The sequence below is a fragment of the Oceanobacillus timonensis genome (assembly GCF_900166635.1).
GTDB lineage: Bacteria > Bacillota > Bacilli > Bacillales > Amphibacillaceae > Oceanobacillus > Oceanobacillus timonensis.
In genome coordinates this window covers 2,876,447-2,892,571 of the sequence record NZ_LT800497.1, presented here as the reverse complement: position 1 = coordinate 2,892,571, position 16,125 = coordinate 2,876,447, and the positions used below count along the sequence as shown (strand labels likewise).

12 protein-coding genes are annotated in these 16,125 nt (G+C 41.2%); 9 read left to right on the top strand and 3 right to left on the bottom strand.

The annotated features are described in order from the left end of the window. Positions 1–89: 89 nt before the first annotated feature. On the bottom strand, positions 90–857 hold the full coding sequence (locus tag B7E05_RS14165; RefSeq protein WP_179134544.1) for a class I SAM-dependent methyltransferase: 768 nt from the start codon (positions 855–857) through the stop codon (positions 90–92). Between the two features lie 184 nt (positions 858–1,041). Here B7E05_RS14165 and B7E05_RS14160 point away from each other — a divergent pair, with 184 nt between their 5' ends. Beyond that, entirely contained in the window at positions 1,042–1,908 is an 867-nt protein-coding gene (locus B7E05_RS14160) for a LysR family transcriptional regulator (RefSeq protein ID WP_080874810.1), read from the top strand. A gap of 244 nt (positions 1,909–2,152) precedes the next feature. Continuing rightward, positions 2,153–2,575, top strand: coding sequence for an organic hydroperoxide resistance protein (locus B7E05_RS14155; RefSeq protein WP_080874809.1), 423 nt, complete (start codon positions 2,153–2,155; stop codon positions 2,573–2,575). A 105-nt stretch (positions 2,576–2,680) separates the two neighbouring features. On the opposite strand, the gene B7E05_RS14150 is transcribed toward B7E05_RS14155, so the two are convergent. Both B7E05_RS14150 and B7E05_RS14145 read right to left on the bottom strand, forming a co-directional pair. After that, on the bottom strand, positions 2,681–3,223 hold the full coding sequence (locus tag B7E05_RS14150; protein WP_080874808.1) for an NADPH-dependent FMN reductase: 543 nt from the start codon (positions 3,221–3,223) through the stop codon (positions 2,681–2,683). A gap of 167 nt (positions 3,224–3,390) precedes the next feature. After that, positions 3,391–5,094, bottom strand: coding sequence for an Rqc2 family fibronectin-binding protein (locus B7E05_RS14145; protein WP_080874807.1), 1,704 nt, complete (start codon positions 5,092–5,094; stop codon positions 3,391–3,393). 100 nt (positions 5,095–5,194) lie between these two features. Between B7E05_RS14145 and B7E05_RS14140 the strand changes: the two genes are divergently transcribed. The 7 genes from B7E05_RS14140 to rsmB all read left to right on the top strand — a co-directional run bounded on the left by B7E05_RS14140 (position 5,195) and on the right by rsmB (position 16,025). After that, entirely contained in the window at positions 5,195–7,849 is a 2,655-nt protein-coding gene (locus tag B7E05_RS14140; RefSeq protein WP_080874806.1) for a calcium-translocating P-type ATPase, SERCA-type, read from the top strand. 582 nt (positions 7,850–8,431) lie between these two features. Then, a complete protein-coding gene (gene remA, locus B7E05_RS14135; RefSeq protein WP_042535126.1) occupies positions 8,432–8,692 on the top strand; it encodes an extracellular matrix/biofilm regulator RemA in 261 nt (86 codons plus the stop codon). 117 nt (positions 8,693–8,809) lie between these two features. Next, positions 8,810–9,004 (top strand): DNA-directed RNA polymerase subunit omega, encoded by a 195-nt coding sequence (gene rpoZ, locus B7E05_RS14130; RefSeq protein WP_080874805.1) that lies wholly within the window; start codon positions 8,810–8,812, stop codon positions 9,002–9,004. Positions 9,005–10,046: 1,042 nt separating this feature from the next. After that, a complete protein-coding gene (gene coaBC / locus B7E05_RS14125; protein ID WP_080874804.1) occupies positions 10,047–11,255 on the top strand; it encodes a bifunctional phosphopantothenoylcysteine decarboxylase/phosphopantothenate--cysteine ligase CoaBC in 1,209 nt (402 codons plus the stop codon). Next, positions 11,252–13,660, top strand: a complete 2,409-nt coding sequence (gene priA, locus B7E05_RS14120; protein WP_080874803.1) for a primosomal protein N' — start codon at positions 11,252–11,254, stop codon at positions 13,658–13,660. Before coaBC ends, priA begins: the two co-directional genes overlap by 4 nt. 69 nt (positions 13,661–13,729) lie before the next feature. Then, positions 13,730–14,671 (top strand): methionyl-tRNA formyltransferase, encoded by a 942-nt coding sequence (gene fmt, locus B7E05_RS14115; protein WP_179134543.1) that lies wholly within the window; start codon positions 13,730–13,732, stop codon positions 14,669–14,671. Between the two features lie 4 nt (positions 14,672–14,675). Next, positions 14,676–16,025: a 16S rRNA (cytosine(967)-C(5))-methyltransferase RsmB gene (rsmB, locus tag B7E05_RS14110; protein ID WP_080874802.1), complete on the top strand. Its 1,350-nt coding sequence runs from the start codon at positions 14,676–14,678 to the stop codon at positions 16,023–16,025. Positions 16,026–16,125 lie beyond the last annotated feature (100 nt).

The window sequence follows — 16,125 nt, the reverse complement described above, 5'->3', positions numbered from 1 at the left end:
AAGCTTAAGCATTTAAATCAAGAAGGTGGTTGTTTTATGATGGCAACTGACTTCTTGATTTCATTTGCAACTCTTTTTATTACCACCATTCATTTTCGCCACATACTAATCCACTCATCAATAGAAAAAGAAACAATCGTATTTGCATCTTTTTCCAAACGTATCGACCGTTGCAGTTTGTCATCCGCTATTTCAATAAAATCAGCGACCTGTTGCTGCTCTTCTGCTGTATTTAACGTGCGGTTCAGCCAATCCTGAAAAGGGAGTTTTTTTATCCGGATATCCTCCTGCAGAAGGGTAAAGGAATCATTGGAAAAGAGCTGTTTCCATTCGGAAATCTTCTTGGCCCGTTCATGGCTTGGATCGCGCATGGTTTCCAGCTGATTGTAAAATTGATCTTCCGCTTCATCTTCCGGAGCAACATTATCGACAAATAGAAACTTTCCGCCAGGTTTTAAAACGCGGTACACTTCCCGGATAAACGTTTCCGGGCGCGGAAAATGATGTGCAGCAATCCGGCAGGTGATGATATCCATGGAATCATCGAGAAAAGGGAGTTCTTCCGCATCAGCAATAATCAATAATATGTTATCGATTTCATCATTGGTGAAACTGTTTCGTACATTTGTCAGCATCGACGGGGTTAAATCGGTTGCAATGACCTGTTTGGCAAAAGGGGCTAAGGCTTTTGCGACCTGGCCGCCGCCTGTTGCGATGTCTAAAACAGTTTGGTCACCTAAGGGGCTCAGCCATTCTACAATTTTTTGTAAAGCTTCCGGATTGCTGTGTACCTTGCTGTTGACGTACGCATCTTTCCTTTGGGTAAATAACGATTGATTCAAAAACTTTTTATCCATCCACATGCTTCCTCTCTTGTTTTCATTGTAAAACAAAGTTTCATTTCATAGGCGTGTTACGAGTACATCGTTATATTTGGTGAAAAATTTCTTCTTAAATTCATATTATATGGTATAATCAAATAAGTAAAATACGATATTTTAATCAAAAATGATAACCTATTGTTATAGGAGTGTTTTTTTTATGCGAATGGATGATTATGAAATCCTTTTACAGCTTTATGAAATTGGCACCATCAGGGGGACGGCAAAAGCAATTCTTATATCCCAGCCTGCTGTGACACAGCGATTAAAATACATGGAAAACTATTTTGGAGAAGAGATATTTATCCGGACATCGAAGCGGTTATTGCCGACGCCTGCCGGGGAACGGATTATCCAGCATGCGAAAGAAACGGTGGAGAAAGAGCGGCAATTTAAAAATCGCTTGGCGGAGTCAGGAGAAGAAATACAGGGAACCCTGTCTATTGCCTGTTCATCATTAATCAGCCAGCGTTATTTACCGGAAATTTTGGGTGAATTTACAGCTGCTTATCCGAAAGTAACGATTGATTTGGTTACCGGAATCAGTGAAGATATTCGGAGAAATCATAAGCAGTATCATGTATGCATTATCCGCGGCGAGACATTAAAAGAAACAACCTCTGTCCATTTGTTCGACGACCCGCTTTATATTTTTGATACCGAGCCTTTTCCGGAAAAGGAGGTAAAGGAAAGACCGATTATTTCTTTTAAAAGTGATGACAGTATGCATGAATTGGTCGATAGCTGGCTATTTGAGCAGCAGCATAATATCAAGCCGCAAAAAAAGATGACTGTAGACCAAATTGAAACTTGTAAACAGTTTATGAAGCAGGGAATCGGGATGGCTGTACTGCCGGGAAGCGTTTCCGATCATTTGAAAGAACAATATCCTTATGTGCCTTTATTTGTGAAAAATCAGGCGTTGACTCGCGATACATGGGCTTGTTTTCAGGAGGGTATCCGGCAGCTGCCGCAAGTCGATCATTTTCTCCGCCTGCTGGAAAGGTATGATTTTATTGTTGATTAAAAATAGGGATTCTTTTTCTAAAAGTGCGTGTTCAGAAAGTCCGATAAATAGCTCGTCAACGCACTTCCGCAGGATGCGGTGACTGCTGTGTTGCCTACACGGCGTGGGCGTTCTTAGTAGAAGTTCCTTTTCCTGGCACGTCATTTTTATTGGATTTTTTAAACTTCCTCTAAAAAGATGTTTAAAGAAAATCAATAAAGGAAATAGTACCTTTAGACAATATAAAAAAGGAGCAGTGATTTCAATGAGTAATGTTATTTTCAGTTCAAAAGCAACCGCACAAAACGGTAGAGATGGTCATGTGAAATCAGATGACGGACTTATCGATGTGAATTTAGTTAATCCGGCTGGAGATAAATCCGGAGAAAAAGGCTCCAATCCCGAACAGCTTTTTGCTGCGGGTTATGCAGCGTGCTATGATGGTGCTCTTAATTTAATGGCATCTAATAAAGGGAAAAATATCTCATCAGAAACAACAGCAGAGGTTCATTTTATGAAAGACCCTGCGGATGACGGTTTTAAAATTGGAGCAACGCTGCATATTAAAATCGAAGGTGTTAATCAAGAAGAGGCAGAGGATTTAGCGGAAGCTGCGCACCAATTCTGCCCTTATTCCAAAGCAACCAGAGGTAATATTGAGGTGGAATTGAAACCGACAGCAGTTTAAAAGGATAGTCTCATAAAAAAGGTTCCAGCATGTATTTGCTGGAACTTTTTTATGAGACTGATTGATTCCGAAATCATCATAACAAATGGACGCTTCCATATGGGATTATCCGTTCTTCATCCCGTCCTGCAAAGCAACTATTTCTTCGGCCAGCGCTTGTATCCGTTCCAACACACGTGCATCTTTTATTTCATCCCCGTCCATATTAAAAGCGCTGTTATGGACAAAGACATTTCCAGTTGGGACTAACCCTTTAAAATAAGATAGAATCGAGCGCAGATGATATTCCATGACAAGAAAATGCCGATCAGACCAGCCTGTAGCAATCATGCCTGTTACCTTTCGCTTGAATGCAAATTCCGGTAAATGATCGAATAAATTTTTTAGCGATCCCGGAATGGAAGCCTGATAAATCGGTGTTCCAAATACAAGGAAATCAGCAGATGTGATTTTTTTAACGATATTCCAAGTGTCCTCATTATAGTCTGCTAGGGGAGCGCCATTAAAAAAGTCTATTTCATAATCTCTTATGTCGACTAATTCTGTCTTTAAGTCAGGGTTGGTCCGTTTGGCGTTCACTAGAACATGGTTCACTGCGATAGCTGTCTTGTCTCCGGCGGGAGCGCCTGATATGCCAACAAGTTTCATATATTTTAACCTCTTTTCCAGATTATTTATCATGAATGGATATAGTACGAGTTTATCATGATGATGGGGAAGACTCTAATTTTGTGATTGGTCAGTCAGGAAATAAAGGGAGGTTTGAAATGAAACAAGCTGGTGTATCAAATCAAAGAAATGATACACCAGCTTGTTTATTTTACTTTCAATTGATCTACAATCTCTTTTGCTGGTGTGACAAACAATGTTTTTTGATTATCATATGTCACGTATCCCGGCTTGGAACCGTTCGGCTTTTTCACATGGCGGATTTGCGTGTAGTCGACCGGTACCGAAGAAGATTGCTGTGATTTGCTGTAATAAGCAGCTAAAATCGCAGCTTCTTCCAGTGTTTTTTCACTGGGCTCCCTGTCCCGGATAATCACATGGGAGCCGGGAATATCCTTCGTATGCAGCCAGATATCATCGCGGTGCGCCAGTCGCATGGTTGCATATTCATTCTGCTTGTTATTTTTCCCGACTAAAATCGTTGTACCGTCCGATGATTGATACGTTTCCGGTGCGGGTTTCTGTGGTTTTTTCGTCTTTTTCGACGTGCGCTGTCTTTTTAAATAACCTTCTTCCCTAAGTTCCTCGCGAATTTCTTCAATGTCATCGGTACTTGCTACATCAAGCTGCTGCAGTAACTGATCAAAATAATCGATTTCTTCATTGGTCCGTTTGATTTCCGATTCCATCATCTTACGAGAATTCTTCAGTTTCTGATAGGTTTTGAAATAACTCTGTGCATTGGCACTTGGTGATTTATTTGGATTCAGCGTAATCGTCATTTCCTTTTGGTCCGGGTCATAATAATCTATTACGGATACTTCTTTTTGATTCGGTTTCACCAAATGCATATGTGCTGTTAAAAGTTCTCCTTGTTTTTGATAGTAATCTGCCCGTTCCGATTTTTCCACTGTCTGCCGATGTTTTTTCAGTTTCCGGATATTTTTATCTTGTTCATTTTTGATAAAGCGATAAAGGTCTTTTGCCTGCTGTTTCACTCGGTCCCGTTCCGCTTTTCCGGAATAGAAGGCATCGAGCATCGTGTTGACCTCTTCAAACACTTTGTCTGGTTTTTCATCGGAAAAAGCAAGCACATGAAATTCTTCTTTCGGCTCCTGATAGATAGCAGGCTGATAATCATTTTCTTTTATTTGCTTTTGCACAATGGAAAGCATATCTTCATAATCCTGACTGGAGCCAAGGCTGACGCGTTTTATCATTCTTTTCGTAACAAACGGCGAGAAACCTTCTAATAAACCAAGCAGTTGTTTATCCATTTTTCCAGCGTTAAAATCCATTTTTTTTACAATCGATGCACTGTCTATATCTAAAATAGAAAATTTATTCTGGTCCGGCGGTAACTGGTAGGTCTGACCCGGCAAAATAATCCGGTGCCGATTTTGGGATAAAGAGACATGCTTTAAGCTATCAATAATATGTCCTTTTTCCTGATCTACCAAAATAAAGTTACTGTGTTTCCCCATTAATTCGATAATTAATTGTTTATAGCTGACATCGCCTATTTCGTTGCGAGTCCGTATGGTAAAGGTCACGATACGCTCCATGCCTTTTTGTTCAATCCGTTCAATGACACTTCCTGCCAGATGTTTTCTTAGTATCATGCAAAACATCGGCGGTTCTTTGGGATTGGTATAGGAATCATTGGTGATATGAAAACGGGCGTATGTCGGATGAACAGAAAACAGCAGACTGTGGTTGACAGACTGGCTGCGGACTGTCATCACAATTTCCGTTTCCGATGGTTGATAGATTTTATTGATTTTTCCTTTTTCTAATTTCGCGCTTAATTCTTCTGTAACCGCTCTTGTTACAATACCGTCAAATGGCATAAGTAATCACCTCATCGGCAATTATAGCATTTTTTTAGATGTTGGGGCATAGAAATGGATTAAGTGCTTGTACAATTTATGTCTGCCGGAGGAATGTATAATGAAATGGTATCAGCTTACAACAGAAAAATTAGAAGAGACATTACAAGTAAAATCGAATGTCGGGTTAGGAGAGAAGCAGGTTGCGAAAAGACGTCAGCAATATGGCGAGAATGTTTTAGCAGCGAAGAAAAAAGTACCGGGATGGATTCTGTTCTTAAAACAATTCCAGGATTTTATGGTACTTGTATTATTAGCAGCTACATTGGTTGCCGGGTTATTAGGAGAGTTTATTGATGCCATTGCGATTATGGTGATTGTATTAATTAACGGGGTCATTGGTTATTTTCAAGAACAGAAAGCAGAAAATTCATTAGAGAAGTTGAAAGAGCTGTCTGCCCCGATAGCCAGTGTAAGACGTGATGGCGGGTGGGTGAAAATCCCATCTAAAGAAGTGGTCGTAGGAGACGTTGTCAAATTTTCAAGCGGGGACCGGGTTCCGGCAGATGTAAGAGTGATTCAAACAACCAGTCTGGAAACAGAAGAATCTGCTTTGACAGGAGAGTCTCTTCCGGTTGCCAAACATACAAAAGAAATTCGAATGGATGGATTGGACGCACAGGATCAGGTCAATATGGCTTTTATGGGTACACTTGTTACACGCGGTTCAGGTGAGGGAATCGTGGTCGGTACCGGGATGAAAACGGTGATGGGCCAGATTGCGACTTTATTGGATAATACGAAAAAGACGATTACACCGCTGGAAATGAAATTAGCTGAATTAGGGAAAATATTGATCGTTGTTGCCTTATTCTTAACGGTACTCGTTGTCGGAGCAGGGATTTTTCAAGGACATCCGATGTATGAAATGTTTTTAGCAGGCGTGTCTCTGGCAGTAGCTGCTATTCCAGAAGGCTTGCCGGCGATTGTAACAGTTGCTTTATCGCTAGGTGTCCAGCGGATGATCAAAAAGAAAGCCATTGTAAGAAGGCTTTCGGCCGTAGAGACGTTAGGCTGTGCTTCCGTTATTTGTTCAGATAAGACAGGCACGATGACCGAAAATCAGATGACAGTAAAAGAAGTATATATAAATGGAAAAACGTTATATGTGACAGGTGACGGGTATCAGACACAGGGGGATTTTCTATATAATCAGCAAAAAATAGAGACTGATCATTCCAATTTACAATCTATGCTGCTCTATGGGATGCTTTGTAATCATGCGTCCATCACTACGAAAAAAGGGAAAAATATGGTGGACGGCGACCCGACAGATGGTGCATTACTTGTCGCAGCTTATAAATTTGGTTTCCATGAAAATGATAAACAGCCATTTCGAATTATAAAAGAAATTCCATTTGATTCCAACCGGAAGCGGATGAGTATCGTTGTGGAAGATGAGAATGGCATGCGGTTGTTAATAACAAAAGGCGCTCCTGATATCTTGCTTCCGAGATCTTCCTATATTCAAACAGAAGACGGAAAGACACCTTTGGCTAAAGAACAGCTTCAAAAAACGGAACGGGCAATGGTATCGATGGCTGAAAAAGCGCTTCGGACCATTGCGGTAGGTTTTCGGGTATTATCTCCTTCTGATTCATTAGATACGGCATTATTGGAAGAAGACTTGACATTTATTGGCTTATACGGGTTGATGGATCCTCCTAGAAAAGAAGTCAAAGCAGCCGTTCGTGAATGTAAAGAAGCAGGGATAAAAACCGTCATGATAACAGGTGACCATGCGCATACGGCGAAAGCAATTGCAAGTCATTTAGAGATTCTTCCGGAGAACGGAAAGGTCCTGGAAGGCAAAGAGCTTACCCATTTGTCTGATGCCGAACTAGTGGATATAATTGAAGACACGTATGTTTTTGCGCGTGTTACACCAGAACATAAACTCCGGATTGTCAACGCCTTTCAAGAACAAGGGCATATCGTTGCCATGACAGGAGATGGAGTGAATGATGCACCTGCTATGAAAGCGAGTGATATCGGTATTGCAATGGGAATCAGCGGTACAGATGTAACAAAAGAAGCATCTTCGCTTGTTTTGATGGATGATAACTTTGCAACAATTAAATCTGCCATTCAGGAAGGCAGAAATATCTATGAAAATATCCGTAAATTTATTCGTTATTTGCTAGCTTCCAATGTAGGGGAAATATTAGTTATGCTGTTTGCCATGATTCTGGGGCTGCCGTTACCACTCGTGCCGGTGCAAATTCTTTGGGTAAATCTGGTAACAGACGGATTGCCGGCAATGGCATTAGGGGTGGACCAGGCTGAAGATGATGTGATGAAAAGAGGTCCGCGAAATCCGCGTGAAGGAATTTTCTCCCGCGGACTCGGCTATAAGATTATCAGCAGGGGAATATTAATTGGAGTTGTCACATTAATCGCCTTTATTATCGCGTACCAAAATGATCCTAGTAATCTTGTTTATGCCCAGACCATTGCTTTTACAACTTTGGTAGTAGCACAATTAATTCATGTATTTGACTGCCGGAGTGAGAAGTCCATTTTTTCCAGAAATTTATTTGAAAACCGCTACCTTATTTTAGCGGTTATGTCATCCATGCTCTTACTCTTAGTTGTCATTTACTTCCCGCCGCTTCAGCCGATTTTCCATACAGTAACCTTGTCTGTTATTGACTGGTTCCTGATCGTCGGATTGGGAGCATTGCCAACTGTATTATTTGGATTTACGAAAAAATAAGTACATGGAATAAAAACAACTATCCCTGTGAACGCTGTAAGGCAAGGGATAGTTGTTTTCATGTCTCTTGGAGTATGTATGTATCACGGAAAACCGCGTGTGAAACTCCCACTGAATTGAAGTTTCACTTTGTAAAAAAGACTTTTTTAGATTGCTTTGCGATGGGCATGTAACTCTTGGGAACAGGGGAAGCATTTAAAAATGTGTAATAGTGTGTTATATTAATATAGAAGGTGTTGCTCTTTTGATAGATTCTTTTACAGTATTTACGCGCCTTTCTTTCTTGGTTGATTTCGGCTGCCCCTTTTTTTGGAAAGGAAATGGTCTTACAAACGAGGAAAAAGGCACTAGTTATCTGTAGGGATCTGCTACTAAAAATCTTCCTTAACATGCAGCTTGATAATGTGAAATGTTTTTTGGAATAAGGTGAAGAACACAATACACGGTCTGCAAATGTCATTCTATTCTTTCCTGCTTTTTCGCTTTGTTTTTGTAATTAATAAGTTTAGGGTATAAAATTCATTTAATATACAGTATAATGGTACTATTATAGACAGAAGAGAAATGGTAGGGGGAAAAAATTTGAATTTAAGTTTAATAAACATTGGCTTTGGTAATGTTGTTTCCGCAAACCGAATTATTTCTATTGTGTCTCCGGAATCAGCACCAGTGAAAAGAATTATTACCGTTGCCAGAGATAATAACAAACTGGTAGACGCTACGTATGGAAGACGTACGAGAGCTGTTATCATTACAGACAGCGATCATGTTGTATTATCTGCAGTGCAGCCTGAAACAGTGGGACAACGACTTGTGACAAATGATGAAATAGCAGATGAATAACGAAGCTGGAAACAGGGAAAAATGGTTTGATAAAGTAAGAGCAATTATTAAAACGGAGTATTGAAAGCGGGAAAGAGCCGTAAAATAATAAAAGTAAATGTTGGAGGATGAACGATTATGATATTAGAACCTTCTATTGATTCATTGCAAAAAAAAATTAAATCAAAATACAGCCTGGTTACACTATCGGCCAGAAGAGCCAGAGAATTGAGTGAAACAGATGATGTTCTGGTAGAGCATTCAAAATCACATAAGTATCTCGGAAAAGCTTTAGAGGAAATTGAGGCTGGAAAACTGTATATTAAAAAATAAGGCTCTTCACCCAAAACAAAAACAGGAAATATCCGGTAAGTAATAAAAGACCTTTGCATGTTGAACAATTCTTCCTATAAGAATTGCCCGACTTGCAAAGGTCTTTCTATTTGTAAGTGACTCAACTTTTGCACTTAAAAAAGTAACTTCCATTCCATAGAAACAGGGGTTGATTGTTTCTTCCGTACAGCTGTTGACAAAGAATAGAAGGTAAAGTGTAAGGCGACCGCTACGGCGGACTGTTTTGCTTTCCGACATACAGGACGTACTAGTGCAGACGTTGCAACAAATGTTTTCGATGGGGTGAGTAAGCGCAACCCCAGGACGTTGCGTTCTTAGTCTGCCTAGGGGCACGCTCTTCAGCTAACTTTTGCCAAGAAGAGCACTTGGCAAAAGGGCATCTTCAGATGGTGCTGATCCCTCAGGAGTCAAAACGGTCCACCTCCGCTAGCAGGATATTCTCGACAGTAACGATTCATGCTGGCATGATTTGAACTACTAAATCAACCAATGAAACACCAGAATGATTGTTTATTCAGGCTAAAAAGCGATTATTTCATATGATTTCATCAATATGTTATTTCTTTCATACACTGAAGAATCCTATTAGAGCGCAGGCCAACCACGTAGACTCCTATGGGAATAGGGCGAGCTGAAGATCCACTTGAAAAGCGGTTTTCTTTTCAAGTTAGCTGAAGCCGTCCCCATGGAAAGCGGAGTGGTTGGCCGGAGCGGAGTTATACAGCCTATCCTGGTCAAAAAATAGAAGGATGATTGAACCAAAAGCAAGCATGATAATAGCGATCATGTCCATCCTGGAACAGCAAGGGTTATATGCTTATTCTTAGGTGCGAAAGTTGAGTAAGCGAATTGTTCTATTTTTTCCACATCTTTTTCAAGTCTTTATCCGGCAGAATTCGATGGTTATATGTTATAACTATGTATAGAGAAGATAAGAATGGGTGTTGGAATAAGTTTTCCAATCAAGCATTGATTACAAACACAAATTTATGAAGGATATATGATAGAGAGGATGATTTCCATGCTTCATCAGAAAAAAATACTTCTAGGTGTTACCGGCGGTATTGCAGTTTATAAAGTAAGTGCGCTGGCAAGTAAATTGACACAGCTTGGAGCAGAAGTGAAGGTGATTATGACAGAAAGTGCGACTGAATTTGTGACACCATTGACATTTCAAGCTTTGACAAGAAATCCGGTGTATACCGATACGTTTGATGAAAAAAATCCGGAAAAGATAGCGCATATTGATTTGGCCGATTGGGCGGATATTGCTGTTCTTGCACCGGCAACTGCGAATATTCTTGCAAAAATAGCTCATGGGCAAGCGGATGATATGCTCTCTACTACGATGCTGGCAACACAGGCGGAAGTATATATTGCACCGGCTATGAATGTGCATATGTATGAGCACCCGGCAGTGATTCAAAATATGAAACAGCTTGAACAATGGGGATATCATTTTATTGAACCGGGTGACGGTTATTTAGCTTGTGGTTATGTGGGGAAAGGTCGTCTCGAAGAACCACAGGAGATTATTACAGTATTGGAACGTCACCAGCAAAAAAATCTGGATATGCAAGGAAAAAAGGTGCTAATCTCTGGGGGACCAACGAAGGAAATGGTTGATCCGGTGCGTTTCTTTACGAACCGCTCTTCTGGAAAGATGGGTTTTGCCTTGGCAGAAGCAGCTGCTGAACGGGGAGCAGATGTGACATTGGTTGCCGGCCCGGTATCGATAGAGACACAGCATCCGGCAATTAAACGGATCGATGTCGTCTCTGCACAGGAAATGTATGATGTGATGAACGAACAATTTACCGATAAGGATATTGTGATAAAATCGGCTGCTGTAGCAGATTATCGCCCTAAAGAGGTACATGCTTCCAAAGTGAAGAAAAAAGATGGGGACGATACAATTGTGATGGAACGGACAGAAGATATCTTACAAAAGCTTGGGGAAAGAAAAGAAAATCAATTTTTAGTCGGGTTTGCTGCAGAAACGGATAGCCCGGTTGATTATGGATTAGAAAAACGGAAGAAGAAGAATCTGGATGCTATCGTTGTGAATGATGTCAGCCGTGAAGGAGCCGGATTCGAAGGAGATACCAATATTGTATCCTATATTAATAAAGCCGAATCGGTGACGGAATTGCAGCAGGCTACAAAAAGACAGATAGCAGAACAGCTTCTGGACTGTATTTTACAAGACATGAAGGATGATTCGATTTGAAAATAGCCAGTGTTATCGTCGATGTTCCGGCTAGTGCGACAAACCAAACATACGACTATCTCGTGCCGGAGAAATATCATGAAATCATCACACCTGGCATGCGCGTTACGGTTCCATTTGGTCCGCGGAAGATTATGGGATTTGTTGTTGCGCTTAAAGGAGCGTCCCATCTTGCCAAATTAAAAGAGCTGCATGAGGTTCTGGATATCACACCTGTCTTAACGGAGGAACTGCTCCACCTTGGGAAATCCGTTGCTAACAAGACGTTGAGCTTATATATTACCGTATTTCAGACGATGCTCCCTCAAGTATTAAAATCACATTATACAAAAGATTTGGTTCGGGAGACAGATGAATTTCTCACGCCGGAATTAGAAGATTTATTTGCAGGAAGAGAGTCGATTCCGTTTGAAACGTTCACCGCATCTTCTATTAGCTATCACCATCTGCAAAAACAGATAGAAGCCGGGAATATCACCGTTTATTATCATGTGAAATCGAGAATTACAAAAAAACTGCTAACCATGGTGCAGTTAGATATATCCGAGATGCGTGCGATGGAGGCTTTGGAAGATTTATCGAAACAAGCTAAAAAACAAAAAGAACTGATTCAATATTTCATCGATCATCCGGAACCGGTAGAACAGGCCAAATTAATTAAACAGCTTCATACATCCGCACAAACGGTGAAGACGCTGGAAAGCAAAGGCATTATCAAAACGTTTCAACAGGAAGTGTTCCGTGATCCTTATAAGAATCAGCCGATTGAACGGACGGAAGCATTTGAATTGACTGAAGAGCAATCACAGGCGATGGAACCGGTCGTGGACGCCATCGATGAGAATGAAAACAATGTATTTCTATTACATGGGGTGACAGGAAGCGGGAAAACAGAGGTTTATTTACAATCTATCCAGCATGTTATCGCTAAAGGCCAGGAAGCGATTGTGCTCGTTCCGGAAATTTCATTAACGCCACAAATGGTGCGTCGTTTCAAAGGAAGGTTCGGGTCCAATGTAGCGGTAATGCATAGTGGACTTTCTGCCGGAGAAAAATATGATGAATGGAGAAAGATTCAACAGAAGCAGGTGCAAGTAGTAGTTGGGGCCCGTTCAGCAATCTTCGCCCCTTTTACCAATATCGGCATTATTATTATTGATGAGGAGCATGAAACTACGTATAAGCAGGAAGATCAGCCTCGGTATCATGCCAGAGATGTTGCGATAGAAAGAGCGGGTAATCATCGCTGTCCGGTTGTACTTGGCAGTGCGACCCCTTCTTTGGAAAGCTTTGCCAGAGCTAAAAAAGGAGTATACAAGCTTTTAACGCTTGCGAGCCGTACCAACCATCAGCAAATGCCGAGTGTAGAAGTAGTGGATATGCGTAAAGAACTGCATGCAGGGAATCGGACGATGTTTTCCACGTCGCTGATGGATAATATGAAAGCCTGTATGGAGCGGGGAGAACAAATTGTGCTGCTTTTAAACCGCAGAGGATATTCCACCTTTGTGATGTGCCGGGATTGTGGCCATGTAGCAGAATGTCCGCATTGTGATATTGCATTAACCTACCATAAGAAAACGCATCGGCTTAAATGCCATTATTGCTCCTATGAGCAGGCGGTTCCTGAACATTGCCCATCCTGTGACAGTGATTTGATCCGGTATTTTGGGACAGGCACACAACGGGTGGAAGAATCTTTAACAAAATTATTACCAGAAGCTCGTGTTATACGGATGGATGTAGATACAACAAGAAGAAAGGGAGCGCATGAAAAATTATTAAAACAGTTTTCAGAGAAAAAGGCTGATATTTTACTAGGTACACAAATGATTGCCAAAGGCCTTGACTTTAAAGATGTTACATTGGTTGGGGTGTTATCTGCGGACGCGATGCTGCACCTTCCTGATTTTCGTGCATCGGAACGTACGTTTCAATTGTTGACGCAGGTAAGTGGCAGAGCGGGGAGACATGAACTGACAGGAAAGGTGATTGTCCAGACGTATACGCCGGAACATTATAGTGTGACGTATGCTGCAGACCATAATTTTCTTGATTTTTATCAGCATGAAATGGCTGTTCGAAAAGCGTTCCAATACCCGCCGTTTGTTTTCCTTGTATTGATTACGGTCTCGCATGAAAACCATGTGCGGGCGGTTCAGGTTGCAGGGGAAATTGTGAAACAGCTGAGCGGGGTTGTGTCCCCCGGGACAACCATCTTAGGCCCGACTCCTTCGACGATTGCACGGATAAAAGATAGATATCGGTATCAGTGCATGATAAAATACAAACATGAACCCGAGTTAGTTCGATATTTGGAACATATTCAATCGACATATGCGGATGAGATACGGAAACAGGAGTTGCAGTTGTTTATCGATATGCAGCCGTATTATATGATGTAAGGAAATTGAAATGATATAAGTTAAATAGTCACATTTATTTCAACTTATATAGGGAAATGAGGGATTTAATTGAAACGAATTGCTTTTATGGGGACACCGGATTTTGCTGTCCCTGTTTTACAAAAACTTATTGCAAATCAATATGAAGTCGTGCTGGTTGTGACACAGCCGGACCGGCCTAAAGGCAGAAAAAAAATAATTACGCCGTCGCCGGTTAAAGAGGAAGCGCTCAAACACGATATAGAAGTGTTTCAACCAGAAAAGTTAAGAGAAGATTATCAAGTACTCGCAGATGCCAAGCCGGATTTGATTATAACGGCTGCTTATGGACAGATTCTGCCAAAAGAAGTACTTGAGATAGCGCCGTTTGGAGCAATCAATGTACATGCTTCTCTGCTCCCGGAATTACGTGGTGGAGCGCCTATTCACTATGCTATTATGCAAGGAAAGCAGAAAACAGGTGTGACCATTATGTATATGGCGGAGAAATTAGATGCGGGAGATATTCTTTCACAGGTAGAGGTGGAAATAGAAGACACGGACCATGTTGGAACAGTACATGATAAGCTGGCAGAATCCGGTTCAACGCTTCTTATCGATACTTTGTCTGATCTGTTTGCCGGAAACATAACGCCTGAAAAACAGGATGAGACAGCGGCAACTTTTGCTTCCAATATTAAACGGGAACAAGAAAAGATTGATTGGAATCGGCCTGCCTGGGAGATTTATAATCAAATAAGGGGACTTCATCCTTGGCCGGTTGCATTTTCAACTTATGATGGGAAAGTCATGAAAATCTGGTGGGGAGAAGAAGGTCCAGCCACCTCTGCTTCCAGACCAGCTGGTGAAATTATAGCGAAAGACAGTGAATCCTTTACCGTTCAATGCGGTCAACAAACAAGTATCAACATTACAGAAATTCAACCTGCCGGAAAAAAACGGATGGAGGTAAAAGATTATTTACAGGCTTCCCAGGACAGGATTCAAATCGGTGTTATATTAGGAGAATAAAATAATGGCGAAATATCAATTGAGACAAACCATGCTTGATATCCTTATCCGGATTGAAAAAGATAAAGGTTTCAGCAACCTGCTGTTGAACCATGAACTGCAGCAAACAAATTTCAGTGAAAAAGATAAAAGGTTATTAACAGAGGTTGTCTACGGAACAGTACAAAATCAAATAACGATTGACTATTATTTGGCACAATTTATGAAAAATAAGAAGAAATTAGATGTCTGGGTGAAGCAGCTTTTAAGAATGTCTGTCTATCAGATGGTATATTTAGAAAAAATTCCGGATCATGCGATTGTCCATGAATCTGTTGAAATTGCTAAAATTCGCGGTCATAAGGGAACGGCCTCTTTTGTCAATGGTATATTACGCAGTATGCAGCGAAAAGGTCTTCCGGATTTGTCCCTGATAGAGGATCCGGTTGAACGTATTTCGATAGAGACAAGCCACCCTTTGTGGCTCGTGGAAAGATGGGTGGAGATGTACGGGATAGAACGGACGGAAGCGATGTGTCGTGAAAATGTTAAGCACTTTCCAATGTCCATCCGGATTCAGCCAATGAAAACAACCCGCGAATCGGTTATGAAACAGTTGGAAAACCAAGGATTTGAGGTAGAAGCGTCCCCATTTTCCCCGCAAGGGATTCTGATTAGAAAAGGGAATATCTTTCAGACAACGCTTTTGCAGGATGGCTTTGCAACGATACAAGACCAGAGTTCTATGCTTACAGCTGAATCTTTACAACTAGAGCCGGGCATGAAAGTGCTGGATACATGCAGTGCTCCAGGCGGCAAAGCGACGCATATTGCTGAAAAAATGACAGATCAGGGCGATATTCATGCCTATGATTTGCATCAGAAAAAGGTAAAATTAATCGAGGAAAAAGCAGCCATATTGGATTTGCATGCTATATCTGCTTTTCAGGGAGACGCCAGAAAACTGGATGAAAAGTATGATGAAGCAAGCTTTGACAGAATACTTATTGATGCTCCCTGCTCCGGACTGGGAGTGATTAACGGAAAGCCTGAAATTAAATATGAAAAGCAAGCCAGCGATATAGAACGCCTTGCATCGATTCAGCTGAATATAATCGAGACTGCAGCCCCCCTTCTTAAACCGGGCGGAGTCCTTATTTACAGCACATGTACGGTGGATAAAGAGGAAAATAACCAAGTGGTGCAAACATTCTTGGAAAAAAATCCTGCCTTTCATATCGACCTTGCTTTTCAAAATGAACTTTCCGAACCATTAAGACAAGCGCCGGGATGGTCGCCAGAAGGTTTACAACTGTTCCCCCAGGATTTTCAAACAGATGGATTTTTCCTGACAAGAATCAAACGGGATAGGTAATGTATGCTTATGGAAAGCGAAAATTTTTAAGTAGATGGTTGTTCAAAAAAAGCCCAATGGTTTTTGTTGAGACGAGTAACGGCGGTCCGGTCTTATGAAA